25 protein-coding genes are annotated in these 21,951 nt (G+C 71.9%); 15 read left to right on the forward strand and 10 right to left on the reverse strand.

Annotated elements, in window-relative coordinates; all coding sequences use genetic code 11:
- Window position 1 precedes the first annotated feature (1 nt).
- The 4 genes from E0493_RS17470 to E0493_RS17485 all read right to left on the reverse strand — a co-directional run bounded on the left by E0493_RS17470 (window position 2) and on the right by E0493_RS17485 (window position 3,294).
- The gene (locus E0493_RS17470; protein ID WP_160938534.1) at window positions 2-1,576 is read right to left on the reverse strand and encodes an ABC transporter substrate-binding protein; all 1,575 of its coding nucleotides are present in this window, start codon (window positions 1,574-1,576) and stop codon (window positions 2-4) included.
- A gap of 637 nt (window positions 1,577-2,213) precedes the next feature.
- The gene (locus tag E0493_RS17475) at window positions 2,214-2,420 is read right to left on the reverse strand and encodes a hypothetical protein (protein ID WP_160938535.1); all 207 of its coding nucleotides are present in this window, start codon (window positions 2,418-2,420) and stop codon (window positions 2,214-2,216) included.
- A gap of 65 nt (window positions 2,421-2,485) precedes the next feature.
- Window positions 2,486-2,908 (reverse strand): DUF3830 family protein, encoded by a 423-nt coding sequence (locus E0493_RS17480; RefSeq protein ID WP_202397196.1) that lies wholly within the window; start codon window positions 2,906-2,908, stop codon window positions 2,486-2,488.
- Window positions 2,909-3,093: 185 nt separating this feature from the next.
- Complete coding sequence (locus tag E0493_RS17485) at window positions 3,094-3,294, reverse strand: DUF1127 domain-containing protein (RefSeq protein ID WP_160938537.1); 201 nt, start codon at window positions 3,292-3,294, stop codon at window positions 3,094-3,096.
- A gap of 125 nt (window positions 3,295-3,419) precedes the next feature.
- On the opposite strand from E0493_RS17485, the gene E0493_RS17490 reads away from it, so the two are divergent.
- The gene (locus tag E0493_RS17490; RefSeq protein ID WP_160938538.1) at window positions 3,420-4,142 is read left to right on the forward strand and encodes an ArsR/SmtB family transcription factor; all 723 of its coding nucleotides are present in this window, start codon (window positions 3,420-3,422) and stop codon (window positions 4,140-4,142) included.
- Between the two features lie 71 nt (window positions 4,143-4,213).
- On the opposite strand, the gene E0493_RS17495 is transcribed toward E0493_RS17490, so the two are convergent.
- Together E0493_RS17495 and E0493_RS17500 are read right to left on the reverse strand one after the other, a co-directional pair.
- A complete protein-coding gene (locus E0493_RS17495; protein ID WP_160938539.1) occupies window positions 4,214-4,876 on the reverse strand; it encodes a TIGR04282 family arsenosugar biosynthesis glycosyltransferase in 663 nt (220 codons plus the stop codon).
- A complete protein-coding gene (locus E0493_RS17500) occupies window positions 4,869-5,540 on the reverse strand; it encodes a TIGR04283 family arsenosugar biosynthesis glycosyltransferase (protein ID WP_367614538.1) in 672 nt (223 codons plus the stop codon). Before E0493_RS17500 ends, E0493_RS17495 begins: the two co-directional genes overlap by 8 nt.
- An 82-nt stretch (window positions 5,541-5,622) precedes the next feature.
- Between E0493_RS17500 and E0493_RS17505 the strand changes: the two genes are divergently transcribed.
- On the forward strand, window positions 5,623-6,744 hold the full coding sequence (locus E0493_RS17505) for a PA0069 family radical SAM protein (RefSeq protein ID WP_160938540.1): 1,122 nt from the start codon (window positions 5,623-5,625) through the stop codon (window positions 6,742-6,744).
- Window positions 6,745-6,766: 22 nt separating this feature from the next.
- On the opposite strand, the gene E0493_RS17510 is transcribed toward E0493_RS17505, so the two are convergent.
- On the reverse strand, window positions 6,767-8,038 hold the full coding sequence (locus E0493_RS17510; protein WP_235913851.1) for a CCA tRNA nucleotidyltransferase: 1,272 nt from the start codon (window positions 8,036-8,038) through the stop codon (window positions 6,767-6,769).
- Window positions 8,039-8,126: 88 nt separating this feature from the next.
- Between E0493_RS17510 and E0493_RS17515 the strand changes: the two genes are divergently transcribed.
- The 8 genes from E0493_RS17515 (at window position 8,127) to E0493_RS17550 (ending at window position 14,544) form a co-directional block, all read left to right on the forward strand.
- A complete protein-coding gene (locus tag E0493_RS17515; RefSeq protein ID WP_160938541.1) occupies window positions 8,127-8,363 on the forward strand; it encodes a CsbD family protein in 237 nt (78 codons plus the stop codon).
- Window positions 8,364-8,487: 124 nt separating this feature from the next.
- Window positions 8,488-9,843, forward strand: coding sequence for a dihydrolipoyl dehydrogenase family protein (locus E0493_RS17520; protein WP_160938542.1), 1,356 nt, complete (start codon window positions 8,488-8,490; stop codon window positions 9,841-9,843).
- Window positions 9,844-9,846: 3 nt separating this feature from the next.
- Window positions 9,847-10,776 (forward strand): NAD(P)/FAD-dependent oxidoreductase, encoded by a 930-nt coding sequence (locus tag E0493_RS17525; protein WP_160938543.1) that lies wholly within the window; start codon window positions 9,847-9,849, stop codon window positions 10,774-10,776.
- 77 nt (window positions 10,777-10,853) lie between these two features.
- Complete coding sequence (locus tag E0493_RS17530; protein ID WP_160938544.1) at window positions 10,854-11,243, forward strand: DUF6152 family protein; 390 nt, start codon at window positions 10,854-10,856, stop codon at window positions 11,241-11,243.
- A gap of 13 nt (window positions 11,244-11,256) precedes the next feature.
- Window positions 11,257-11,733 carry a DUF2214 domain-containing protein gene (locus tag E0493_RS17535; protein WP_160938545.1) on the forward strand — a complete coding sequence of 159 codons (477 nt, stop codon included), beginning with the start codon at window positions 11,257-11,259 and terminating at the stop codon, window positions 11,731-11,733.
- Between the two features lie 60 nt (window positions 11,734-11,793).
- Window positions 11,794-11,961, forward strand: a complete 168-nt coding sequence (locus tag E0493_RS17540) for a hypothetical protein (RefSeq protein WP_160938546.1) — start codon at window positions 11,794-11,796, stop codon at window positions 11,959-11,961.
- Between the two features lie 41 nt (window positions 11,962-12,002).
- A complete protein-coding gene (locus tag E0493_RS17545; RefSeq protein ID WP_160938547.1) occupies window positions 12,003-12,443 on the forward strand; it encodes a GNAT family N-acetyltransferase in 441 nt (146 codons plus the stop codon).
- Window positions 12,444-12,786: 343 nt separating this feature from the next.
- On the forward strand, window positions 12,787-14,544 hold the full coding sequence (locus E0493_RS17550; RefSeq protein ID WP_160938548.1) for an ABC transporter ATP-binding protein: 1,758 nt from the start codon (window positions 12,787-12,789) through the stop codon (window positions 14,542-14,544).
- Window positions 14,545-14,791: 247 nt separating this feature from the next.
- Here E0493_RS17550 and E0493_RS17555 read toward each other — a convergent pair whose 3' ends face one another.
- Window positions 14,792-15,460, reverse strand: coding sequence for a tyrosine-protein phosphatase (locus E0493_RS17555; RefSeq protein ID WP_160938549.1), 669 nt, complete (start codon window positions 15,458-15,460; stop codon window positions 14,792-14,794).
- A gap of 121 nt (window positions 15,461-15,581) precedes the next feature.
- Here E0493_RS17555 and E0493_RS23170 point away from each other — a divergent pair, with 121 nt between their 5' ends.
- Window positions 15,582-15,764 (forward strand): hypothetical protein, encoded by a 183-nt coding sequence (locus E0493_RS23170; protein WP_202397197.1) that lies wholly within the window; start codon window positions 15,582-15,584, stop codon window positions 15,762-15,764.
- Between the two features lie 141 nt (window positions 15,765-15,905).
- Here E0493_RS23170 and E0493_RS17560 read toward each other — a convergent pair whose 3' ends face one another.
- Window positions 15,906-16,904, reverse strand: a complete 999-nt coding sequence (locus E0493_RS17560; RefSeq protein WP_160938550.1) for a Bug family tripartite tricarboxylate transporter substrate binding protein — start codon at window positions 16,902-16,904, stop codon at window positions 15,906-15,908.
- Window positions 16,905-16,984: 80 nt separating this feature from the next.
- Window positions 16,985-17,881 carry an oxygen-dependent coproporphyrinogen oxidase gene (gene hemF / locus E0493_RS17565; protein ID WP_160938551.1) on the reverse strand — a complete coding sequence of 299 codons (897 nt, stop codon included), beginning with the start codon at window positions 17,879-17,881 and terminating at the stop codon, window positions 16,985-16,987.
- Window positions 17,882-18,161: 280 nt separating this feature from the next.
- On the opposite strand from hemF, the gene petA reads away from it, so the two are divergent.
- From petA to E0493_RS17585, 4 genes are all read left to right on the forward strand, one after another.
- Entirely contained in the window at window positions 18,162-18,734 is a 573-nt protein-coding gene (gene petA / locus E0493_RS17570) for a ubiquinol-cytochrome c reductase iron-sulfur subunit (RefSeq protein ID WP_160938552.1), read from the forward strand.
- Window positions 18,735-18,746: 12 nt separating this feature from the next.
- Window positions 18,747-20,018: a cytochrome b gene (locus E0493_RS17575; RefSeq protein ID WP_160938553.1), complete on the forward strand. Its 1,272-nt coding sequence runs from the start codon at window positions 18,747-18,749 to the stop codon at window positions 20,016-20,018.
- Complete coding sequence (locus tag E0493_RS17580) at window positions 20,015-20,830, forward strand: cytochrome c1 (protein ID WP_235913852.1); 816 nt, start codon at window positions 20,015-20,017, stop codon at window positions 20,828-20,830. The genes E0493_RS17575 and E0493_RS17580 overlap by 4 nt, the downstream gene beginning before the upstream one ends.
- A gap of 195 nt (window positions 20,831-21,025) precedes the next feature.
- Window positions 21,026-21,928, forward strand: coding sequence for an S-methyl-5'-thioadenosine phosphorylase (locus E0493_RS17585; RefSeq protein ID WP_160938554.1), 903 nt, complete (start codon window positions 21,026-21,028; stop codon window positions 21,926-21,928).
- The last annotated feature ends 23 nt before the right edge of the window (window positions 21,929-21,951 follow it).

The raw sequence follows: 21,951 nt of genomic DNA on the forward strand, positions 1-21,951 counted from the left end.
GTCAGGCCCGCTTGACGCTCCAGAAGATCGGAAACGGCGCGGGCACGATGTCGGTGATGCTGTTGCGGTAGGCCGTCGGGTAGAAGATCTGGCCGAGCGGAATGAACGGCACCTCCTCGAAGGCGACGCGCTGCATCTCCTCGGCGATCTTCTTCTGCGTCGCGAGGTCCGGCGCGTCCATCCACTGGTCGCGCAGCGCTTCCAGCCTGGGGCTGGTTGGCCAGCCGAACCAGCCCTTCGGCCCGTTGCCGCGCAGCGGCGGATGGCTGGAGGGGTCGGCCACGGTGAGCCCCTCATAGGTGGTGGGGAACACGTTCCAGCCGCCCTGCGCCGGCGCCTCCTTGCTGGTGCGCCGCTGCACCAGCGTGCCCCAGTCCATGCTGGCGAAGTCCACCTTCAGCCCGAGCGACTGGAACAACGCCGCCGTCACCTGCGCGAAGGCCGCCTGCACGGGGTAGTCGGAGGGCGACATCAGCAGGATCGGCTCGCCCTTGTAGCCGCTCTCCTGCACCATCTTGCGGCTTTTCTCGATGTTCCGCGGGCTGGTCAGGATCTCCATGCCGGCATCATTGGCCATCGGCAGGCCAGGGGTGAAGACGCCGGCGGGCACATGGAACAAGTCCGGCTCGGCGCCCACGGCGGCGGCCATGTAGTCGGACTGGTTCACCGCCGAGAGGATGGCGCGCAACAGCTTCGGGTTGTCGAAGGGCGGGTGCAGGTGGTTGATGCCGAGCATCGCCAGCACGCCGACCTTGTCGTTCACCGCCACCTTCACGTCGCGCATGCTGCGCAGCATGGCCACCAGGTCGAAGTCCGGCCGCTGCAGCCAATCCACCTCGCCGTTCTGCAGCGCGCCAACCGCAGTCGCGGAGTCCGGCATGACGATCCACTCGACACGGTCGAAATGCACCACCTTGCCGCCGGCCAGGAAGCTCGGCGGCTCCTGCCGCGGCGCGTACTTGTCGAAGCGCGCATAGACCGCCTTGGAGCCGGCGACCCATTCGTCGCGCAGGAAGCGGAAGGGCCCGCTGCCGACATACTCGCTGATCTGCTGGAAGGGATCGGTGCGCGAGATGCGCTCCGGCATCACGAAGCAACTGTCGGCGAAGGCGCGCGGAATCAGGCTGTAGGGCTTGTTGAGGCGGATCTCGAAGCGCCGGTCGTCCAGCGCCTTCATCTCCTCGCTGCGGGCCAGCAGGGTCTGGCCGAGCGGGCGGCGCTGCGCCCAGCGGTTGATGCTGGTGACGCAGTCGGCGGCACGCACCGGCTCGCCATCGTGGAACATCAGGCCCTCGCGCAGGGTGAAGCGCCAGGTCAGCTTGTCGTCCGAGATCTCGTGCCCCTGCACCATCTGCGGCTGCGGCTCGAAATTCTCGTCCAACCCGTAAAGCATGTCCCAGATCATCGCGCCGTGGTTGCGGGCGATGGTGGTGGTGGTCCAGACCGGGTCCGGGTTAGCCAGGTTGCCCTCGGGCACGAAATGCAGCACGCGGGCCTTGCCCTGGGCGAGCGAGGGGCGGGCCAGCGTGGCGGCGGTGACGCCGGCGGCGGCGCCAAGCAGGGTTCTGCGCTTCATGACGGTCCTCCAGGGTGAGGGGAGCGGCGCGGCCGCCGCCCCGGTGGAGAGGCGATGCGAGGGCGGGAAGGCCGCCTGCCCGCGCAGCCTAGACGCCTTCCGCCCGCTTCCGAAAGCCGGGCGCGCCGGTGTTTCCCCTCAGCCTCTCAGTCCGGCCTCCAGCGAAGGGCCGAGAAAGGGGGCCGCCATCGGCCAGCAGGGCCATCCACCCCAGCACCCCGGTCAGCGGCCCGGCCAGAATGGGGGAGGGCGGCCCGATGATGGCGTGGTTGCGGGTGCGGCCGCATGGCCGCCGGATAGCCGAGCGGAATGGCGAGAAGCGTCTTCTCCAGCGCCCGTCGCCGCCTTCCCCAGATGACCTGCAGGGGGAGGAGAGGGGGGGAGCAGGGAGGCGTGTCTGCCGGGCGCCGGCCCGCTCAACCCCGGCTTGCCGCCAAAAGGAAGGAGAACCGCCGTTCGGCGCCGTCCCTCGCCGGGATGGCAGGTGGTTGCGGCGGGCCGTTGCGAGCCGCAGGCGGCCAGGGATCAGGCGCGGCACAATTCCGGCCGCCGCATGGCTCGGCCTGCCTCGCGAGGCCGGTGCCCCAGGCTCCTGGCATCCGGAAGCGGAGCCTGGGGCGGGTCCGGCCGGCGGCCGTCACGCGCCGCCGATGCCCTTGTTCACGGTGCCCGTGCCCTGGCAGGTCGCGCAGACATGGCCATTGACCTTGCCGCGCCCCTCGCAGTCCGGGCAGAGGTCCTGGCCGGTGGCGGGAGTGCCGGGCGGGGCGTCGTCACCCGGCTTCAGGGGCTCCGAGCCCGCCCCGGGCGAACCTGGCGAGCCGGCGTTGGGTGGGGTGCGCATCTGTGCCTCCGCGATGCTGGTGCACCCTGTTCAACGCCGACCTCCGTCTCCTGTTGCCCGCCGGATCAGGCGGCCTCGAAGGTGATGTCCTTCGCGCCGTCCCACAGCACCGAACGGCAGGCCTTGGCCAGGCGGTCGAGGTCGTCGGTGATGCTCAGGAAGTGGTTGCCGGCGAGCTGCCCTGCCTTGCTGGCGAAGCAGCACGGTCCATAGGCCACCAGGATCTCCGTCTCGCTGACGTTGCTGACATGGCCGGGGTGGACGATGACCTGCCCGGGCGCCGGATAGCTGGTTGCGTTCTCGTAGCCGATCGAGAGATCGCGGCTGCCCATCGGGATCCAGCACGCCTCGCCGCTCCAGCGGACATGGATGATGCGGTCGCGGTAGGGCAGCATGCGGCGGAACTGGGCGCAGGTCTGTGGCGCCGCGGCCTCCTCGAAGCGGGCATGGAACACGTCGCCGCCGATGGCGATGCGGATGTCGGCCAAGTCGGGTCTCCTTCCCTCAGGGTCTTCCGGCGTGCCGGCTGCCGTGCCGGGCACGGCCGCTGAGGTTCGGCGGCTGCGGCCCGAAAGCGCTCCTCGCGTTGAAGCCGCCGGCCAGCCCTTCATGCCAGCGGCGCCGGGGGAGATAAAGTCCCCGGCCTTCCAAACCCCCCTCGGCCGCCGCAGGGTCAGCGGCGGAAGGGCAGGTCCTGTGCGACGTCCGCCCGGGTCAGACCGATGTCGCGCAGGAGGCGGTCATCCATCTCCTGCAGGCGGCGGCGGTCGGCGGTCCAGCGCAGCGCCCGCGCCCAGGCGCCTTCGCCACGTGGCCCGTCGGGGTTGTGGCAAGGTTGTGCAAGGCGGGGCAGGGGGAAGGCCAGGGCGGGCATGGGCAGCTCCATCGCGGGTGGGGCCACCAGGCTCGCCCGCCGCGCGGGCCGGATGTTACGGACATGGCCGAAGCATCCGCGCGCCTCGGCCGCTAGGATGCGCTCTTCCCAGGGGAGGCTTCGCCATGCTCAGCACCGCCGGCTTTGCCGAGACCGCCGCCCTGGTGGGAGATCCGGCACGCGCCAACATGCTCGCTGCCCTGATGGAGGGCCGTGCCCTCACGGCGACGGAACTTGCCCGCACAGCCGGCGTCACCCCGCAAACGGCCAGCGGCCATTTGGCGCGCCTCGCCGGGGCGGGGCTGCTCGCGGTCGAGCGCCAGGGCCGGCACCGCTACCACCGGCTGGCCACGCCGGCCGTGGCGCAGATGCTGGAGGGCATCATGGCCGTTGCGGCCGGCGCCGCGCCGCGCCGTGCCCCGGTGGTGGTCGGCCCGCGCGACCAGGCGCTGCGCCGCGCCCGCACCTGCTACGACCATCTCGCGGGGCGCCTCGCCGTCGCCATGGCCGAGCGCATGGTGAAGCGCGGCCAGCTCGAGCTTTCGGCGGATGGCGGCGCGCTCACCGGGGCCGGCGCCGCCTTCCTGGCGGAGCTTGGGCTGGATCTGGCGCCGCTCGCCGCGCGCCCGCGCCGGGTCTTCTGCCGCCCCTGCCTCGACTGGAGCGAGCGGCGGCCGCACATCGCCGGCGCGCTGGGTGCGGCGCTGTGCCGCCATTGCCTGAGCCAAGGATGGCTGCGGCGCATCGAGGGAACCCGCGCCGTCAGCGTGACTCCGGCGGGACGGCTCGCGCTCGAAAGGGCCTTCGACCTGGCGGCGGAACTGGAGGCCGGGCCGCAGCGCGCCTGACGCGGAGCGGGCGACCGACAACCTTGAGAAAGAAGCCGGGAGCGGAGGAATCCCCGCCCTTGGCCTTTCCTTCACCGCCGCGCCCGCTGCGCCTTTCGCAAGGCCTTCTTTCCGGCCGGCCGGCCGGAGGCCAGGCGCGGCAGGCCCGGTGGGGGCGGCGCCGTCGCCGCGATGGCGGCCAGGTCCTCCGCGGTGTCCACGTCGCGCAGCGTGCGCAGCAGGGCGACGCGGCGCCCGACGAAGTTGGCCAGGGTGTCGGCCAGCGCGTGCTCGGTGGACCAGCGCACCTCGCGAAAGGGCCGGCAAGGCCGCTGGGCGGAAAGCCCGACGAGCCAGTAGCCGCCATCCTCCGCCGGACCGAAGACGGCATCCGCCCGGCCCAGCGCGCGAAAGGCGGCGCGGATGTCACCGGCCGTGATGCCGGGGATGTCGCTGCCGATCACCACCACCCGGCCGCGATGCGCGCGCGTGGTGCGGTCGAGCCGCGCGCCAAGGTCGCCCTGGCCCTGCGGGACGCAGGGCAGCCGCATGGGCCAGCAGGCGCGCGCACCGGGCGGCGTGGTGGCGAGGTGGACGTCCCAGCGGCCATCCCGCGCCACCTCCCGCGCCACGGCGGCGAGCTGCGTCCGGTAGAAGCGCAGCGCCGCCATCGCGCCGATGCCGCGCGCCAGCCGGCGCTTCACGGCGCCGAGCCGCGGCGCGCGGGCGAAGATCAGAACGGTGTCCCTATGCATAGAGCCTCGCGATCAGGCGCGGCGGAAGGCCGGCGAAGTACAGGGTGAGACATAGAAGATTGCGCGCCGAACGGAACAGCCAGCCGTCGCGCCGCCAGCGCGCGGCGGAGGTGACGGCCTCGGCGGGCAGCGCCACCAGCCGTCGCCGGCCGAGCGCCCGCACCAGCGCCACGTCCTCGAACAGCGGCAGCGGCGGAAAGCCGCCCAGCGCGGCATACAGGTCGCGATGGATGAGCAGCCCCTGGTCGCCATAGGGGAGGCCAAGCACGCGGCACCGCCAGGCGACGGCGCGCGTCAGGCGACGGGCCGCCGCGCTCGGCTCGTCGAGCGCGAAGCGGAAATGCGCGGCGCGATGCGCGGCGCCGGGCGTCGCCACGAAACCGGCCACGGCCTCGCGCCAGCCCTCGCCGAGCCGGGTATCGGCGTGCAGGAAGAGCAGCCAGGACGCATCCGCCACGGCCGCGCCGGCGGCGAGTTGCGGACCCCGCCCGCGCGGCGCGGCGATGACGATGGCACCGAGTCGCCTCGCCAGTTCCGGCGTGCCGTCCGTGCTGCCGCCATCCGCCACCACCACCGGCATTTCCTGCAGCGCGGCAAGCGTGCCGGGCAGGTTGCGCGCCGCGTTCAGCGTGGGGATGACGATGGCAAGGTCCCGCAGTGGCACCGGGTTCCTCTGTTCCGGAGATGTTCTTGACTTTGCCGCGCCCCCACGCCCAGAGTCCAGCCGAACGGAAAGGGAACCGAGCATGCCGGAGGGCAGCATCGGCGCCGCTGCCTCCACGCTGCTGGAGGGCGCGCGCAAGGGCCGCGGCGCGACCGCCAACCCGGCGGTGCGCTTCGACCGCCTCGCCACGGAGGCCTTCGACGACGGCTGGCAGACGTTGGAGGAGAGCTTCGCCGAACTGCCGCCGCTGGCCACCACCCTGACCAGGGACAGCGCCCGCTCCGCGATCGCCTGGAACAACTCGCCCGATGTCGGCTTCGACCGCGCGGTGAACCCCTATCGCGGCTGCGAGCATGGCTGCGTCTATTGCTACGCGCGGCCCAGCCACGCCTATCTCGGCCTCTCGCCGGGCCTCGATTTCGAGACCAGGCTGCTGTTCAAGCCCGAGGTGGCGGCGCTGCTGGAGAAGGAGCTGCGCAAGCCCGGCTACGCCGCGCGTCCGCTCGCCCTCGGCTCCAACACCGACCCCTACCAGCCGGTCGAACGGCAGCTCAAGCTGACCCGCACCGTGCTGGAGGTTCTGGAGCGCTTCGGGCATCCGGTCACCATCGTCACCAAGTCGGCCGGCGTGCTGCGCGACATCGACATCCTCGGCCGGCTGGCGCGGCGCAACCTCGTGCGGGTCTGCCTCTCCGTCACCACGCTGGACCCGGCCCTGGCGCGCATCCTGGAGCCGCGCGCGGCCTCGCCCGGTCGGCGGCTGGACGCGCTGCGCATGCTCGCCGAAGCCGGCATCCCCACCGCCGTGCTGGCGGCGCCGATGATCCCGGCGGTGAACGACATGGAACTGGAGCGCATCCTGGAGCGCGCCGCCAGCGCCGGCGCCACGCGCGCCGCCTATATCCTGCTGCGCCTGCCGCTGGAGATCGCCGGCCTCTTCGAGTCCTGGCTGCGCGAGCACATGCCCGACCGCGCCGAACGCGTGCTCTCGCTGGTGCGGCAGACACGTGGCGGCCGCATCTACGACAGCGCCTTCGCCCAGCGCATGGGCGGCAGCGGTCCCTATGCCGAGATGCTGGCCCGCCGCTTCCAGGTGGCCGCGCGCCGCCTCGGAATGGACCGGCGGGACAATGGCAGCCTGGACTGCAGCCAGTTCGCCGTACCTGAGAGCGGCACGGCGGAGCGGCAACTCTCGCTGTTCTGAACGGACGGGAGGTCCTGGACTCTCAGGTTCCTGGCGGCGGGCCGGGGAGGCGGAGACTCTCGGCACGGGCGCGCAACTCGGCGTGGCAGGCGGCAGCGGTGGCGGTGCAGCCGCCCTCCCACCACCAGCGGCGCACTTCGGCCAGGGCGCGCCCGACCGCCGGCCCGGGCGGTATCCCCAGTGCCAGCGCATCGCGCCCCTGCAGCGGAAACACCGGGCGCGGCATGGCGGCGATGCGGGCGCGCAACGCGCATCGGTCCTGTCCGTCCAGCGCCTCGGCGGCCCAGGCGGCGTCCGTTGCGGCAGCCGGCAGGGTATCGGCCAGCCAGCGGCGCAGCGCTCCGCCATCGAGATCCGGCGCCGGCGGCGGCGTGGTCAGCAGCGCCCGCAGCCGCTTGCTCTCCTCCCCCGAGAAGCGCAGCCGCCGGCTCACCGCCTCGCCCTTTTCCGGCGGGCCTCCGCCGAGCAGAACGGAGAGCCGCAGCACCGGCTCCGGCGGCGCGGCAAGGCGGCCGAGCGGAGCGATGTCGCCGGCCTCCGGCAGCATGGCATCAAGCACGCCGCAGTCCCGCATCAGCAACAGGGCCGGGACGATGGCGGGCGCTTCCAGCAGTCGCTTCAGCTCCATCCAGACCCGTTCGGCGGAAAGCCGCGCCATCCCCGGTACCGCCGCGCGGATCGCCACCAGCGCCGCCGGGTCCGGTTCGCCACGGCCGTAGCGCGCCTGGAAGCGGAAGAAGCGCAGCACACGCAGATAGTCCTCGGCCAGCCGCGTCGCCGGGTCGCCGACGAAGCGCACCTTGCCCGCCGCAAGATCGGCCCTGCCGGCGAAATAGTCCCAAAGCCGCCCCTCGGCATCGAGAGAAAGGGCGTTGATGGTGAAGTCGCGCCGCGCCGCGTCCTCGCGCCAGTCGTCGGTCCAGGCCACGGTGGCGTGGCGCCCATCGGTGGCCAGGTCGCGCCGCAGGCTGGTCACCTCCACCGGCTCGTGCTGCAGCACGGCGGTGACGGTGCCGTGCTGCAGCCCGGTTTCGAACACCTTCAGCCCGGCGGCGCGCAGCCGCTCGGCGATCGCCTCGGGCGGCAGGGCGGCGGCGACGTCCACGTCATGCACGGGGCGGCCGGCCAGCGTGTCGCGCACGGCGCCGCCCACGGCACGGGCGCCGGGCAGGGCGGCGAGCACGGCGGCGGGGGCGCCGGTGCGCAGCCAGGTGGGCGGCGCGATGCGGTCGGCGGGCGGGTCGTCCAGGCGGTCGGTCATGGCGGCGCAAGCCAGCATGCGGCGTGGCGGCATGCAACCGCGCATCCAATCTCGGCCTGCGGCGTTTTGCCGGCATACCACCACCGCTGACAGGCGGCCCAGAACCGAAGGAGAGAGCGCAATGGACGAGAATCGCGTGACGGGCGCCGCCCGCGAGGGCGTGGGCAAGGTGCAGGATGCCGTGGGCGGGCTGACCGGCGACCGCGAGACCCAGGCGCGCGGCATGTACAACCAGCAGATGGGCCAGGCGGAGAACTTCGTTGGCCAGCTCTGCGACAATGTGCGCGAGCAGCCGATGACCTCGCTCGCGATCGCGGCCGGCATCGGTTACATCCTGGGCCGTCTGCGCATCCTCTGAGCTCCGGCCCGGCACCCTGGCGGGGAGGGCCAGGCGCGGCCTTCCCCATCGCCGCGCGGCAACCCGCCGCCCCGGCCCGGTGTTGCCCTTCCTGCCCGCCACGCCTCGCAGGAGCGCACGCCGCATGGCCCAGTCCGACCCTCTCGACCTGATCGTCCTCGGCTCCGGCGTGGCCGGCAGCAGCGTCGCCACGCGCTGTGCCTCGGCGGGCTGGCGCGTTGCGCTGGCGGAGGCGCGCGAGTTCGGCGGCACCTGCGCCCTGCGCGGCTGCGAGCCGAAGAAGGTGTTCTGGACGCTTGCCGAAGCCGTGGACCGCGCGCGGCGCCTGGCGCCGAAAGGCGTCGCCGGAGGCGAGGCGGTGCGGCTCGATTGGGGCGCGGCGCAGCGCTTCAAGCACAGCTTCACCGACCCGGTGCCGGAGCACAGCGAGGCAAGCCTGCGGGACGCCGGGGTGGAGGTGCTGCACGGCGAGGCCCGCTTCGTGGCGCCGGACGCCGTGGAGGCGGCGGGCCGCCGGCTGGCCTTCCGCCACACCGTCATCGCCACCGGCGCGCATCCGGCGAAGCTGCCGATCGAAGGCGCGGAACTGCTCGCCACCAGCGACGAATTTCTGGCGCTGGAGCGCCTGCCGCAGCGCATGGTGATGGTGGGCGGCGGCTACATCTCCTTTGAATGCGCGCACCTCGCCGCGCGCGGCGGTGCCGAGGTCACGCTGCTGCACGCCAACGACGAGCCGCTCGCGCATTTCGACCAGGACCTGGTGCGGAGGCTGGTGGCGCATACGCGGGCGCTGGGCGTGACGGTGAAGCTCGGCTGCAAGGTTTCCGCCATCCGCCGGCAGGGCGACGGCACGCTGCAGGTGGAGTGCGAGAACGGCGAGCGCGTCACCGCCGAAATGGCCGTGCACGGCCTTGGCCGCCGCCCCGCTCTGGAATCGCTGGATCTGGAGGCGGGCGAAGTGGCGGTTGAGAAAGGCCGCCTGCGGCTGGACCGCCACCTGCGCAGCGCCAGCAACCCGCGCGTCTTCGCTGCCGGGGACGCCGCGCAGCAGGGGCCCGCCCTGACGCCCGTCGCCGGGCACGATGCGGGCGTGGTGGCGCGCAACCTGCTGGAAGGCTGCCGGTCCGAGCCGGACTACAGTGTGGTGCCGAGCGTGGTCTTCACCATTCCTCCCATGGCCATGGTCGGCATGACCGAGGCGCAGGCGCGCGAGCAACGGCGGGATTTCGAGCTGAAGCAGGGCGACATGGCCAGCTTCCAGTCCGTTCGCCGCACCGGCGAGGACACGGCGGCCTACAAGCTGCTGCTGGAGCCGGACAGCGGCCATGTCCTGGGCGCCCATCTGCTCGCGCCCGAGGCGCCGGAGGTGATGAATCTCTTTGCTTTCGCCATGCGCTTCGGCGTGCCGGCTGCGGAGCTGAGGGCCATGATGACGGCCTATCCGAGCTTCGGCTCCAATCTCAGCGCGATGCTCGGCTAACGCATGGAGCAGGCCTGGGATGCCATTGTCGTCGGCGGCGGGCCGGCGGGGCTGAGCGCTGCGTTGCTGCTCGGCCGCGCGCGGCGCCGTGTGCTGCTCTGCGACTCCGGCGAGCACCGGAACGACCGCGCCGTGGCGATGCACGGCTTCCTGACGCGCGACGGCATCCCGCCCGGCGAGCTGCGTCGCCTCGCGCGCGAGGAACTGCGCGCCTATACCGGCGTGCGTGTGGCGGACTGCCGGGTGGTGGAAGCGCGCCGCGAGGAAAGCGGATTCGTGGTGATGCTGGAAGGCGAGGCGGCGCCGCTGCGCAGCCGCCGGCTGCTGCTGGCCACCGGCATGGTGGACGAGCTGCCCGACCTGCCAGGCCTGAACGCGATCTGGGGCCGCACCGCCTGGCACTGCCCCTATTGCGACGGCTACGAGCGGCGTGACCAGCCGCTGGCGGTGCATGGCGAGGGGCGCCTGGGCGTGAAGATGGCGCTGGAGGTGCGCAGCTGGAGCCATGACCTGGTGCTCTGCACCGGCGGCAGCCCGATCGACGGCAAGGACCGCCGGCGCCTGCGGGAGCTCAGCATCGGGCTGCGGGAGGAGAGGCTGGTGGCGCTTGAGCAGGAGGATGGCGAACTTCGGGCGCTGCGCTTCGCCGATGGCGGCGTGCTTCCCCGCCGCGGGCTGTTCCTGGCCGCGCCGCAGCGGCAGCGCTGCGAGCTGGCCGAGCGCCTGGGCTGCAGCCGGACCCGCAAGGGCATGATCCGCGCCGGGCATGACGGCGGCACCGAGGTGCCCGGCCTCTACGTGGCCGGGGATACCTCGCCGCATGTGCAGCTGGCGATCGTTGCCGCCGCGCAAGGCAGCATGGCCGCCTTCGCGCTGAATGCCGAGCTGCTGCGGGATGACTTGCAGGCCGAGCGCCGCCCCATGCCCGCCTGACGGAAGCCGCGCCGGCCCTGGACGTCGCCCTGGAACGGATTACATGACGTTCATCCGCGATCCTCTGGGAGAGGTCCATGCAAGCCCCTGTCCTGCGTCGTGCCTTTGCCGGCGGCCTGCTGGCGGCGCTGCTGAGCGGCCCGGCTGCCCGGGCGCATCATGGCTGGTCCTGGGCGGAGGATGAGCAGGTCACGCTCACCGGCACCGTGCGAGAGGTCTATATCGGCCAGCCGCACCCCACCCTGCGGGTGGAGACCCCCGGCGATGGCCTCTGGCTGGTCGAGCTGGGCAATCCGCGCCAGACCGAGCGGTCCGGTTTCGTGGAAGGCTCGGCCAAGCCGGGGGACCGGGTCACGGTGCTCGGCAACCGCTCCCGCCAGGCCGGCGAGCGGCGCATGAAGGCCGTCCGGCTCACGCTGGGCGAGCGGCGCTACGACATCTATCCGGAGCGCATCCAGGGAGGGTGACCGGGGCCGCCGCGTGGAGGGCTGGCTGCGGCTGCTGGAGAACTGGCCGGTGGCGGTGGCGATCCGGCAGTCCGCGGTGCTCTACCCGCTGGTCAACGCGGCGCACATCCTCGCACTCGGCCTTGTGCTGGGCGCCATCGTCACCCTGGACCTGCGGCTGCTCGGCCTGTTCCGGCGGCATGCGCTCGCAGCACTGGGGCCGCCCCTCGCGCGCGTCGCGGGGGCGGGGCTGCTCCTGGCCGTGCTGACCGGCTTTCTGCTCTTCAGCACCCGCCCCTTCGCTTACGCCGGAAACCCTGCCTTTCTGGCCAAGCTGGCCCTGGTTGGCCTTGGCGCGCTGAACGCCCTGGCGCTGCGGGCCAGCCCTTCCTGGCGGGCGGCGCTGGCCGGCGGGAGGGTGTCCGTCCGCCTGCGGCTGGCGGCGCTCGTCTCGCTGCTGGCCTGGATCGGCGCGGTGCTGGCCGGCCGCTGGATCGGCTTCCTGCAATGATCCGCCGTCGCCGGGCTTGACCGGCTGCGGGATCAAACCACGCCGCCGCAGCTCGCGGTGATGTCGGCCAGCGTCCTGGCCATCGTCCCGTTGGTGGACAGCGGCTGGACGCTGGCTGGCATCCGGATGCGCCACTTGCTGGACGGCCGTGCCGGGCCGCGGAACCGTCTCGGCGGCGGCGTGCTGATCGGCGCCGGACTGGCGCTCGCCGCTCTCCAGGCCCGCTGAGGGATGGACGGGGGCAACCTGCCCGCAACATATAGTCGGCCATGGACATCCAGCTTGTCGCCACGGAATTGGCCACGCCCGAGGACCGGGCCGCCATCGTCGCCACCCTGACCCGTTTCAATGAGAGCCGGGTCGGCCCCTCAAACATGCGGCCCCTCGCGTTGCTGCTGAAGGATGCCGGCGGGGAGACCCTGGGTGGCCTCTGGGGGCGCACGGGCTATGACTGGATGTTCATCGAGCTGCTGGCGGTGCCGGAGGCGCTGCAGGGAAGGGGGCTCGGGGCCGAGCTGATGCGCCGGGCCGAGGCGGTGGCGGTGGAGCGCGGCTGCGCCGGCATCTGGCTGGATACCTTCAGCTTCCAGGCGCGGCCTTTCTACGAGAAGCTCGGCTATACGCTGTTCGGCGAGATTTCCGGCTACCCGCGCGGCGGCGCCCGCTACTTCCTGCACAAGCGGCTGGAGACGCCTTCCACGCCGGCATGAAGAAAGCGGCTTGGCGAAGGAGCTCCCCCAGGCCCCCCTTCTTTTCCTGGGGGGTTTTTGAGACAGTCGTCGGCCATCTGTTCTTTCCAGCCGACATGCCGCGATGGCTGTCGCAACCGCAGACGCCCGGCCTCTTCGCGGCCGGCTACCTGGCGCGGCCCTTGGGCGGCGCGACGATGGAGCGGCGCGGGGGACGCCTGCGGCCGGGCGGCGAAAACGCCTCTTGGAGGCAGCGCATGGGGCGCGACACGTCCGGGAAGGATCTCCCCAGGCGGGGCGGGCTGGGGCCGGATGAGCAAGGTGGAGCATTCCTTCCGCCCGGCTTCGTGCTACCAGCCCCCGCATGGCCTCCCTTCCGCCTCCCGACACCACCAAGGCCCTGAGCCGCCGCCTCTGGCGCGACTACGTGCGGCACCACCGGCTCGGCATCCTGCTGGCGCTGGTCTGCACCGCCGCCCTGGCCGGCCTCACGGCGCTCTATCCGCTGGTCATCCAGCAGGCCTTCGACCTGTTCACCGCGGGCGACATGCGCATCGTCTGGCTGGTGCCGCCGGTCATCATCGTCATCACCGCCGCGAAGGCCGTGGCGCAGTACGGCCAGGCCGTCTCCGTGCAGGCGGTGGTGCTGCGGGTGATCGAGTCGGTGCAGAACGACCTGTTCCGGGCGCTCACCCGCACCGATCTCGCGATCGTGGCGCAGGAGGCGCCGGCCCGCCACGCCGCCCGCTTCACCGCCGACGCCCAGGCCATCCGCGAGGCCCTGGCCAAGGCGATCAACGCGCTCGCCGACGGGCTGACGGTGATCGGCCTGGCCGCCTCCATGGTCTGGCTGGACTGGCACATGAGCCTGATCCTGGCCGTGCTCTACCCGGTGGCGGTGGTGCCGGTGACGCGGCTCGGCAAGCGCATCCGCCGCGCCTCGGGCGGCATGCAGGAGCGGGTGGGGGAAACGGCGGCCATCCTCGCCGAAAGCTTCGCCGCCGCCCGGGTGGTGCGCAGCTACGGGCTGGAGGCGCAGGAGGAGCGCCGCGCCGCCGGCGCCTTCGCGGCGCTGCGGCACGCGCTGCTGCACATCGTCCGCATCCGCGCCATGCTGGACCCGATCCTGGAGGCGCTGGGCGGCGTCGCGGTGGCCGGCGTGCTGGCCTTCGTCGGCTGGAAGGTGAGCACCGGTCGCGGCACGGTGGGCGAGTTCACCGGCTTCATCACCGCGCTGCTGCTGGCGACCCGGCCGATGCGCTCCCTCGGCTCGCTGAACGCCGCGCTGCAGGAGGGATTCGGCGGGCTGACCCGCGTCTTCGCCGTGATGGACCGGCCGGCCACCGTCACCGTGCCGCCGGGCGCGCCGCCGCTGCCGGAAGGGTCGGGGCGGCTGGAGTTCGAGGAGGTCGGCTTCCACTATGGCGGCCTGGGCGATGCCGCGCTCTCCGGCCTGACCTTCCGCGCGGCGCCGGGCGAGACCGTGGCGCTCGTCGGCCCCTCCGGTGCCGGCAAGTCCACCGCGCTCGCCCTGCTGCCGCGCCTCTACGACGCCACGGAGGGCCGCATCCTGCTGGACGGCGCCGACATCCAGGCGGTGACGCTCGAATCCCTGCGCGCCGCCATCGCCTATGTCGGCCAGGAGGCGGTGATCTTCGACGACACGGTCTTCGCCAACATCGTCTGCGGCCATCCCGGCGCCAGCCGCGCCGAAGTGGAGGAGGCCGCCCGCGCCGCGGCCGCGTACGGCTTCATCGCCGCCCTGCCGCACGGCTACGACACCGTGCTCGGGCCGGGCGGCTCGCGCCTCTCGGGCGGGCAGCGGCAGCGCATCTCGCTGGCCCGCGCGCTGCTGCGCAACCCGCGCGTGCTGCTGCTGGACGAGGCGACCAGCGCGCTCGATGCCGAGAACGAAGCCGCCATCGGCCGGGCGCTGGAAACCCTGCGCGCGGGCCGCACCACGCTCGTGGTGGCGCATCGCCTGGCGACGGTGCAGCAGGCCGACCGCATCGTGGTGATGCAGGAGGGGCGCGCCATCGAGGTCGGCCGCCACGCCGAGCTGATGGCGCGCGACGGGCTTTACGCCCGCATGGTGCGCACCCAGGCCTTCGTGCTGGCCTGAGCGCCACGCTGCGGGGAGGCCGCGTGGCCCCGGAGCTTCCGCCTCGCGCATGCTGCGGAAGATGTGGCGCTGCTCGCGGCCCACCTCCGGCATGTGGTCCGGGACCTTGCCGCCGGCGACCTCCGCCGTGGTGAGCGGGCGGCCTCCCGTTCCTGCCCGGCCGCCCTTCCATGGGGGGGAGCCTGGAGGGCGGCCCCGGGGATGCATCGCGGGCGCGAAATCCGCCCGGCTCACGCCCCGCGCCGGCTCATTCCCGGCGGAGGATGCCGTCCACCAGCCGGTCGGCCCAGGCGCGGCTGCGGAACTCCTGGCGCAGGCGGCTCTCGTCGTAGTCCTGCGCCAGCCAGTCCAGGAAGGGCTTGGGGCCGTGCGCACGGGTGTGGCGGGCATATTCGCGGAAGAAGGCGTCGAGGATGCCGGTGCGGCTGGCGGCCACATGGCCGTGGCGCCAGGAAAGCTGGCGCATCGCTTCCTCCACGGGGCGGCCCTGCAGCATCAGCCAGAATCCGGCCGCCAGGCCGGTTCGGTCGGCGCCGGACTTGCAGTGGAGCAGGACCGGCTCCGGCACGCGGCCGAAGATGCCGGCCAGCCGCTGCAGCCGGTCCTTGTGCGGGGCGCCGCGCGATTCGAGGGGCGCATCGACATGCTCCAGCCCCAGCTCGGCGGCGGTGGCGCGGCCCAGCGCGTCCGAGCCGCAGGCCTCGCGATGGCCGCGCAGGTTGATGATGGTGCGGATGCCCGAACGCTTCGCCGCCACCCGCATCTGCCAGGGGCTCGGGTGGTTGGAGCGGTAAAGCCGCCCCGGCTCGACCACGCCCCAGTTGCGCCAGCCCAGGCGCAGCACCGCGTGGTCGACGAACAGGCTGTTCAGCCAGGCGGCGCGCCGCCCGGCCGGGGTGGTGAGATCCTGGGGCATGGTGCATGAGGTATGGAGGGGCGGCCCGGTGGCCGCAAGGTGGCGGACGCAGGGGCGGGCCACCGCGAAGTGGCCATGCTGCATGCCGAGCCTCGACGCAGCGGAATCAAGGAGGTGCCCGATGACGGCCTGGATGACGGCCCCGATGACTGCCCCGAGCACGCGCCGCATGCTGCGGCTGCTGTCGCTGGCCTTGCTGGCGGGAAGCCTCTCGGCCTGCTGCGGCTCCTGGGGCGGAGGACCCTGCGGGCCCGCGCCAGGTGGGTACAGCGGCCCCTATGGCGGCGCCGGCCTGGGCCGCTGACCGCGCGGGAGCCGCGCGCCGCGAAGGGCGGGCTTGCCGCGGGGTGTGGCGGCGGTGAAAGCTTGGGGGAGATGAACGCCCCCAAGCCTCCTGCTTCCTTCATCGGTTCCGGGGCGGGCCGGGGCGGCCGTGGCCCCTGGCTCAGTTCGCCTGGGCGCCGGAGTTGCGGATGGCGGCCTCCCACATCGGCCGCTCCCGCTTGCCGCGCGCGACAGCATCCTCCGGCGTGGACCAGAGGGTATAGGCGCCGGCCTGCAGGAAGCGCTGCTTCACCGCCTCGTCCTCCGCGATCGCCTTCAGCGCCGCGTTCAGCTTGTTCACGATCGGGCGGGGCGTGCCGGCCGGCGCGACAAAGGCGCCCCAGGAGGTGATGACGAAGTCGTCCATTCCCGCCTCGGCCATGGTCGGCACGTCCGGCAGGGTCGGCCAGCGCTGGGCGCTGGTGACGGCCAGCGCCCGCATCCGCCCCTCCTGGATCACCGGGATGTAGGAGGCGAGGTTGTCGATGGCGAAGGTGACGTCGCCCGAGAGCATGGCCGGGATGGTCTGCGCCGCGCCGCGGAAGGGGACGTGGGTGGCGTCCAGCTTCAGCCGCTCGCGAAAGATCTCGCCCGAGAGGTGGGGCGTGGTGCCGACGCCCGGCGAGCCAAAGGAAACGCCCTTCGGCTGCTTGCGCGCCCAGGTGATGAATTCCTGCAGCGTCTTGGCCGGCACGTGGTCGGACGCCACCACCACCACGTTCGGAAACTCCCAGGTCAGCGAGGCCGGGATGAAGTCCCGGTCGATGTCCCACGGCATCTGCTGGTAGAGGTACTGGTTGATGGAGAAATGGCCAATGGTCGCCGCGCCGAAGGTGTAGCCGTCGGGCGCGGACTTGGCCACGGCATCCATGCCGATGTTGCCGCCGGCGCCGGGGCGGTTCTCGATCACCATGGTCTGGCCGAGGCTGTGCTGCAGCCGCTCCGCGATCAGCCGGGTCAGCACGTCGGTCGAGCCGCCCGGCGGATAGGGAACAATGATCCGCACCGTGCGCTCCGGCCAGGCGGTCTGGGCGCGGGCGGCGGCGGGCAGGGCCAGCATGGGCAGGCCGAGGGCGGGCAGGCTGAGCGTGGCGCCGAGCAGGCGGCGTCGGGTGGCCATGGAAGGCTTCCTCCGGTGATTCATTCTTGGACCGGGGCAGCATGGCGCAACAGCGGCGGGGTGCGCCACCCCCGCACGCCTCAGGGCCAGCGAACCTCCGGGGGCATGGACATCAGGATCGCCTCCACGTTGCCGCCGGTCTTCAGGCCGAACAGCGTGCCACGGTCGTAGAGCAGGTTGAACTCGACGTAGCGGCCGCGCCGGACCAGCTGGTGCTCGCGCTCCGCCTCGGTCCAGGGCTCCTGCATGCGGTCGCGGACAATGGCGGGATAGGCCTCCAGGAAGGCCTCGCCGACGTCCCGGGTGAAGGCGAAGTGGTCGGGCAGACGGCTCGCGTCGGGGTCGTCGCGGCCCAGCCAGTCGTAGAAGATGCCCCCCAGGCCGCGGGTCTCGCCCCGGTGCGGAAGGAAGAAGTACTCGTCGCACCACTGCTTGAAGCGCGGGTAGTAGGCGGGGTCGTGCCGGTCGCAGGCGGCGCGCAGGGCGGCATGGAAGCGGGCGGCGTCAGCCAGCGATTCGGGGGCGTCGAGGCGCATCGGCGTCAGGTCGCCGCCGCCGCCGAACCAGGCATGCCGGGTGGCGATGAAGCGGGTGTTCATGTGCGCCGCGGGCACCCGGGGGGAGCGCATATGCGCCACCAGCGAAACCCCGGTGGCGATGAAGCGGGGGTCCTCCTCGGCGCCGGGGATCTGCTTGCGGAACTCCGGGCTGAAGCTGCCATGAACGGTGGAGACGTTGACGCCCACCTTCTCGAACACCCGCCCATGCATCACCGACATCACGCCGCCACCGCCCGGGGCGCCCTCGCTGGTGCGCTCCCAGGCGGTGCGGGCGAAGCGGCCGGGGGGCAGGCCGGCATGCGGGCCGCTCTCCAGCGCATCCTCGATCGCCTCGAAGCTGGCGCAGAGCCGATCCCGCAACGACTCGAACCAGGCGCGGGCCGGCGCAGCGAGCGGATGGGGAAGGGAATCGGGCATGGCGGTCCTCGCGGCGGAAATGGCGCGGTGCGTCCTGCCGCCGCGCTAGCCTGGGCGAGGCCGCGCCGCAACAGGGGGCCGCGGAATGTTGCAATGCGTGGCTGGCCCCGCCCCGGCGGCGATTGCCACTCTCTATCCCCTGCCCTTATATGACGCGGGCGCATAGGTCGCGGCGTGATTTCACGCGTCACTGGCGCTACCGCGGTTTCGCGGAGAAGGATCAGCGGCCGGCCCGCCTGCCTGGCGATTTGGGGCGGCCGCCAAAAGGGACGGATGAGGCATGGCCGATACGCTTGCGCCGAGCAGTTCCCCCAGCACAGGCGGTGCCCACGGGCCCGAGCAGGGGACGAAACGGGACTTCCTGAAACTGGTGACGGGCTCCTTTGCGGTGATCGGCGTCGGCGCCATCGCGTGGCCGTTCATCGCCTCCATGAACCCGGCGAAGGACGTGCTGGCGCTGGCCAGCACCGATGTGGACCTGAGCCACATCGCCGAGGGCCAGGCTGTGACCGTGATGTGGCGCGGCAAGCCGGTCTTCGTGCGCCACCGCACCCCGCAGGAGATCGAGCAGGCGCGTTCGGTGGAGGTTTCCTCCCTGCGCGACCCCGAGGCCGATGCGGCGCGCGTGCAGAAGGCGCCCTGGCTGATCGTCGTCGGCGTCTGCACCCATCTCGGCTGCGTGCCGCTGGGGCAGAAGCCGACCGACCCGCGCGGCGACTACGGCGGCTGGTTCTGCCCCTGCCACGGCAGCGAATACGACACCTCGGGCCGCATCCGACGGGGCCCGGCGCCGCTGAACCTGGTGGTGCCGGAATACGCCTTCACGTCCGACACCCAGATCCGCATCGGCTGAGGACCGCACCCCATGGCATCCGGCCTGCACGAAAGCAGCTTCGCAAACCCGGTGGTGCGCTGGATCGACCAGCGCATGCCGATCTTCACCATGATTCAGAAGGAGTACGGGACCTTCCCGACTCCCCGGAATTTCAACTACTTCTGGAATTTCGGCGCGCTCGCCATGATCAACCTCGTGATCATGATCGCGACCGGCGTGTTCCTGGCGATGAACTACGCGGCGCATACCTCGCTCGCCTTCGAAAGCGTCGAGCGGATCATGCGCGACGTGAACTACGGCTGGCTGATCCGCTACGTTCACATGAACGGCGCCAGCATGTTCTTCATCGTCGTCTACATCCACATCTGGCGCGGCCTGTACTACGGCTCCTACAAGGCGCCGCGCGAGCTGCTCTGGATGCTCGGCGTCGTCATCTTCATCCTGATGATGGCCACCGCCTTCATGGGCTACGTGCTGCCCTGGGGCCAGATGTCCTTCTGGGGCGCGACGGTCATCACCAACCTGTTTTCGGCCATTCCGCTGGTGGGCGACAGCATCGTGACGCTGCTCTGGGGCGGCTTCTCCGTCGACAACCCGACGCTGAACCGCTTCTTCAGCCTGCATTACTTGCTGCCCTTCGTGATCGTGGGCGTGGTGTTCCTGCACGTGGCGGCGCTGCACATCACCGGCTCGAACAACCCGCTCGGCATCGACCCGAAGGGGCCGCAGGACACGGTGCCCTTCCATCCCTACTACACCGCCAAGGACAGCGTGGGGATGATCGTCTACTTCATCGTCTTCGCCTTCCTGGTCTTCTTCGTGCCGAACTACCTGGGCCACCCGGACAACTACATCCCGGCCAACCCGCTCTCGACGCCCGCGCATATCGTGCCGGAATGGTACTTCCTGCCCTTCTACGCCATCCTGCGCGCGGTGCCGAACAAGCTCGGCGGCGTGCTGATGATGTTCGGCGCCATCGCCATCCTGTTCGTGCTGCCCTGGCTTGACCGCTCGCCGGTGCGCTCCATGCGCTTCCGCCCGATCGCCAAGTGGCTGATGCTGCTGTGGTCGGCGAACTTCCTGGTCCTGATGTGGGCCGGCGGCCGCCCGGCCGAAGGCACCTACGTGCTGATCGCGCGCCTCTGCACCGCCTACTACTTCGCCTACTTCCTGGTCATCCTGCCGCTGCTGTCCAAGGTGGAGCGCCCGCTTCCGCTGCCGGAAAGCATCAGCCGCGCCGTGCTGCGTGGCGGCGGACCCCTGCGCGGCGCTGCCGCGGCCAAGCCGATGGAGAAGGCATGATGCCGTTCCGCACCTTGCCGATGCGCGGCCTCAAGGCCGCCGCCGTCGCGGCCGCCGTCTCGCTTGGGCTGCTCGCGGCACCCGGCGCCCGCGCGCAGGAGCACGAGATCAAGATCCCCGACACCCGCTATTCCTTTGACGGGCTGTTCGGCACCTACGACCGTGGCGAGCTGCAGCGTGGCTTCCAGGTCTACAAGGAGGTCTGCGCCGCCTGCCACGCGATGCACCTCCTCTCCTACCGCAACCTGCGCGACATCGGCCTTTCCGACGCCGAGGTGCGGGCGGTGGCGCAGAGCTATCAGATCCAGGACGGGCCGAACGACAACGGCGAGATGTTCGAGCGCCCGGGCCGCCCCTCGGACCGTTTCCGCCGGCCCTTCCCGAATGATGCGGCGGCGCGCGCGGCCAACAACGGCGCCCTGCCGCCGGACCTTTCGGTCATCACCAAGGCGCGCGTGGGCGGCGCGGACTACATCCACGCCCTGCTGACCGGCTATGAGGAGACGCCCCCTCCGGGCATCACCATCATGGAGGGGATGCACTACAACAAGTACTTCCCCGGCCACCAGATCGCCATGCCGCCGCCGCTGACGGGCGAGGGGCAGGTGCAGTACGGCGACAGCACGAAGGCAACCCCGGACCAGATGGCGCGCGACGTCGCCGCCTTCCTCACCTGGGCGGCCGAGCCCGAGCTGGAGACCCGCCGCACCATGGGCGTGCGGATCATCCTGTTCCTGGTGATCCTGGGCGGCCTCACCTACGCGGTGAAGCGCAAGATCTGGGCCCGTGCCGGCGGCGACCACGTGTCGTAACGGGATGGGCGGCGGGCGGCTTGCCGTTGGCCGCATCCTGCTTCATGGACAGGCTTGGCGATCCCGCCCGGCCTGGCCAGGATGCCCTCAGCGGGCATTCCGCGAGGCCGTCTTTCGGGGCGGCCTTTTTTTGCGCCCGGGCCTGCTTGCGGCCTGCGCCGACCCCCAGAGCGACACCCTCCAGAGGGAAACCCGATGAGCCAGACCCCCAGCAGCGAAACCATCGAACCCGTCATCGGCCTGATCGGTGGCTCCGGCCTCTACGACATCGACGGGCTGGAGGAGCGCGAGTGGCGCCGGGTGGAAAGCCCCTGGGGCGAACCGTCGGACGAGCTGCTTTTCGGCCGCCTCGCCGGGGTGCGCTGCGTGTTCCTGCCCCGGCATGGGCGCGGCCACCGCAAGCCTCCCTCGGCGCTGAACTACCGCGCCAACATCGACGTGCTGAAGCGTGCAGGGGTGACGGAAATCCTTTCCCTCTCCGCCGTCGGCTCGCTGAACGGCGACCTGCCGCCGGGCACCTTCGTCATCGTGGACCAGTTCATCGACCGCACCTTCGCGCGGGCGAAGTCCTTCTTCGAGACGGGCTGCGTCGCGCATGTCTCGGTGGCGCACCCGGTCTGCCCGCGCCTCGGCGACGCGGCAGAGGAGGCGGCACGCCAGATCGGCCTGAAATACAAGCGCGGCGGCACCTACCTGGTGATGGAGGGCCCGCAATTCTCCACCAAGGCGGAGAGCGAACTGTACCGCGCCTGGGGCTGCGACGTGATCGGCATGACCAATATGCCCGAGGCCAAGCTCGCCCGCGAGGCGGAGCTTTGCTACGCCACCATCGCCATGGTGACGGACTTCGACTGCTGGCACCCCGACCATGACCACGTCACCGTGGATGCGGTGGTGAAGGTGATGCAGGCCAACGCGGAGCACGCCAAGGCGCTGGTGAGGACGGTGGTGCCGATGCTGGGGCGGCCGCGCGGCCCTTGCCCCGCCGGCTGCGACCGAGCGCTGGAATACGCTGTTGTCACTCCTGCCGCGTTGCGTGATCCCGCCCTGGTGGCGAAGCTCGACGCGGTGGCCGGACGGGTGCTGGGGGCTGCCTGAGCGCAGCCGGCGGGCGCGTGGCG

Origin of the sequence: Teichococcus coralli (assembly GCF_009829925.1) — a bacterium.
Lineage (GTDB): Bacteria > Pseudomonadota > Alphaproteobacteria > Acetobacterales > Acetobacteraceae > Pseudoroseomonas > Pseudoroseomonas coralli.

What these genes read in the sequence shown, in the direction of transcription:
- E0493_RS17470 (WP_160938534.1), bottom strand. Translation starts at nt 1,576, where the DNA reads ATGAAGCGCAGAACCCTGCTTGGCGCCGCCGCCGGCGTCACCGCCGCC.
- E0493_RS17475 (WP_160938535.1), bottom strand. Translation starts at nt 2,420, where the DNA reads ATGCGCACCCCACCCAACGCCGGCTCGCCAGGTTCGCCCGGGGCGGGC.
- E0493_RS17485 (WP_160938537.1), bottom strand. Translation starts at nt 3,294, where the DNA reads ATGCCCGCCCTGGCCTTCCCCCTGCCCCGCCTTGCACAACCTTGCCAC.
- E0493_RS17490 (WP_160938538.1), top strand. Translation starts at nt 3,420, where the DNA reads ATGCTCAGCACCGCCGGCTTTGCCGAGACCGCCGCCCTGGTGGGAGAT.
- E0493_RS17495 (WP_160938539.1), bottom strand. Translation starts at nt 4,876, where the DNA reads ATGCATAGGGACACCGTTCTGATCTTCGCCCGCGCGCCGCGGCTCGGC.
- E0493_RS17505 (WP_160938540.1), top strand. Translation starts at nt 5,623, where the DNA reads ATGCCGGAGGGCAGCATCGGCGCCGCTGCCTCCACGCTGCTGGAGGGC.
- E0493_RS17510 (WP_235913851.1), bottom strand. Translation starts at nt 8,038, where the DNA reads ATGCCGCCACGCCGCATGCTGGCTTGCGCCGCCATGACCGACCGCCTG.
- E0493_RS17515 (WP_160938541.1), top strand. Translation starts at nt 8,127, where the DNA reads ATGGACGAGAATCGCGTGACGGGCGCCGCCCGCGAGGGCGTGGGCAAG.
- E0493_RS17520 (WP_160938542.1), top strand. Translation starts at nt 8,488, where the DNA reads ATGGCCCAGTCCGACCCTCTCGACCTGATCGTCCTCGGCTCCGGCGTG.
- E0493_RS17525 (WP_160938543.1), top strand. Translation starts at nt 9,847, where the DNA reads ATGGAGCAGGCCTGGGATGCCATTGTCGTCGGCGGCGGGCCGGCGGGG.
- E0493_RS17530 (WP_160938544.1), top strand. Translation starts at nt 10,854, where the DNA reads ATGCAAGCCCCTGTCCTGCGTCGTGCCTTTGCCGGCGGCCTGCTGGCG.
- E0493_RS17540 (WP_160938546.1), top strand. Translation starts at nt 11,794, where the DNA reads ATGTCGGCCAGCGTCCTGGCCATCGTCCCGTTGGTGGACAGCGGCTGG.
- E0493_RS17545 (WP_160938547.1), top strand. Translation starts at nt 12,003, where the DNA reads ATGGACATCCAGCTTGTCGCCACGGAATTGGCCACGCCCGAGGACCGG.
- E0493_RS17550 (WP_160938548.1), top strand. Translation starts at nt 12,787, where the DNA reads ATGGCCTCCCTTCCGCCTCCCGACACCACCAAGGCCCTGAGCCGCCGC.
- E0493_RS17555 (WP_160938549.1), bottom strand. Translation starts at nt 15,460, where the DNA reads ATGCCCCAGGATCTCACCACCCCGGCCGGGCGGCGCGCCGCCTGGCTG.
- E0493_RS23170 (WP_202397197.1), top strand. Translation starts at nt 15,582, where the DNA reads ATGACGGCCTGGATGACGGCCCCGATGACTGCCCCGAGCACGCGCCGC.
- E0493_RS17560 (WP_160938550.1), bottom strand. Translation starts at nt 16,904, where the DNA reads ATGGCCACCCGACGCCGCCTGCTCGGCGCCACGCTCAGCCTGCCCGCC.
- hemF (WP_160938551.1), bottom strand. Translation starts at nt 17,881, where the DNA reads ATGCCCGATTCCCTTCCCCATCCGCTCGCTGCGCCGGCCCGCGCCTGG.
- petA (WP_160938552.1), top strand. Translation starts at nt 18,162, where the DNA reads ATGGCCGATACGCTTGCGCCGAGCAGTTCCCCCAGCACAGGCGGTGCC.
- E0493_RS17575 (WP_160938553.1), top strand. Translation starts at nt 18,747, where the DNA reads ATGGCATCCGGCCTGCACGAAAGCAGCTTCGCAAACCCGGTGGTGCGC.
- E0493_RS17580 (WP_235913852.1), top strand. Translation starts at nt 20,015, where the DNA reads ATGATGCCGTTCCGCACCTTGCCGATGCGCGGCCTCAAGGCCGCCGCC.
- E0493_RS17585 (WP_160938554.1), top strand. Translation starts at nt 21,026, where the DNA reads ATGAGCCAGACCCCCAGCAGCGAAACCATCGAACCCGTCATCGGCCTG.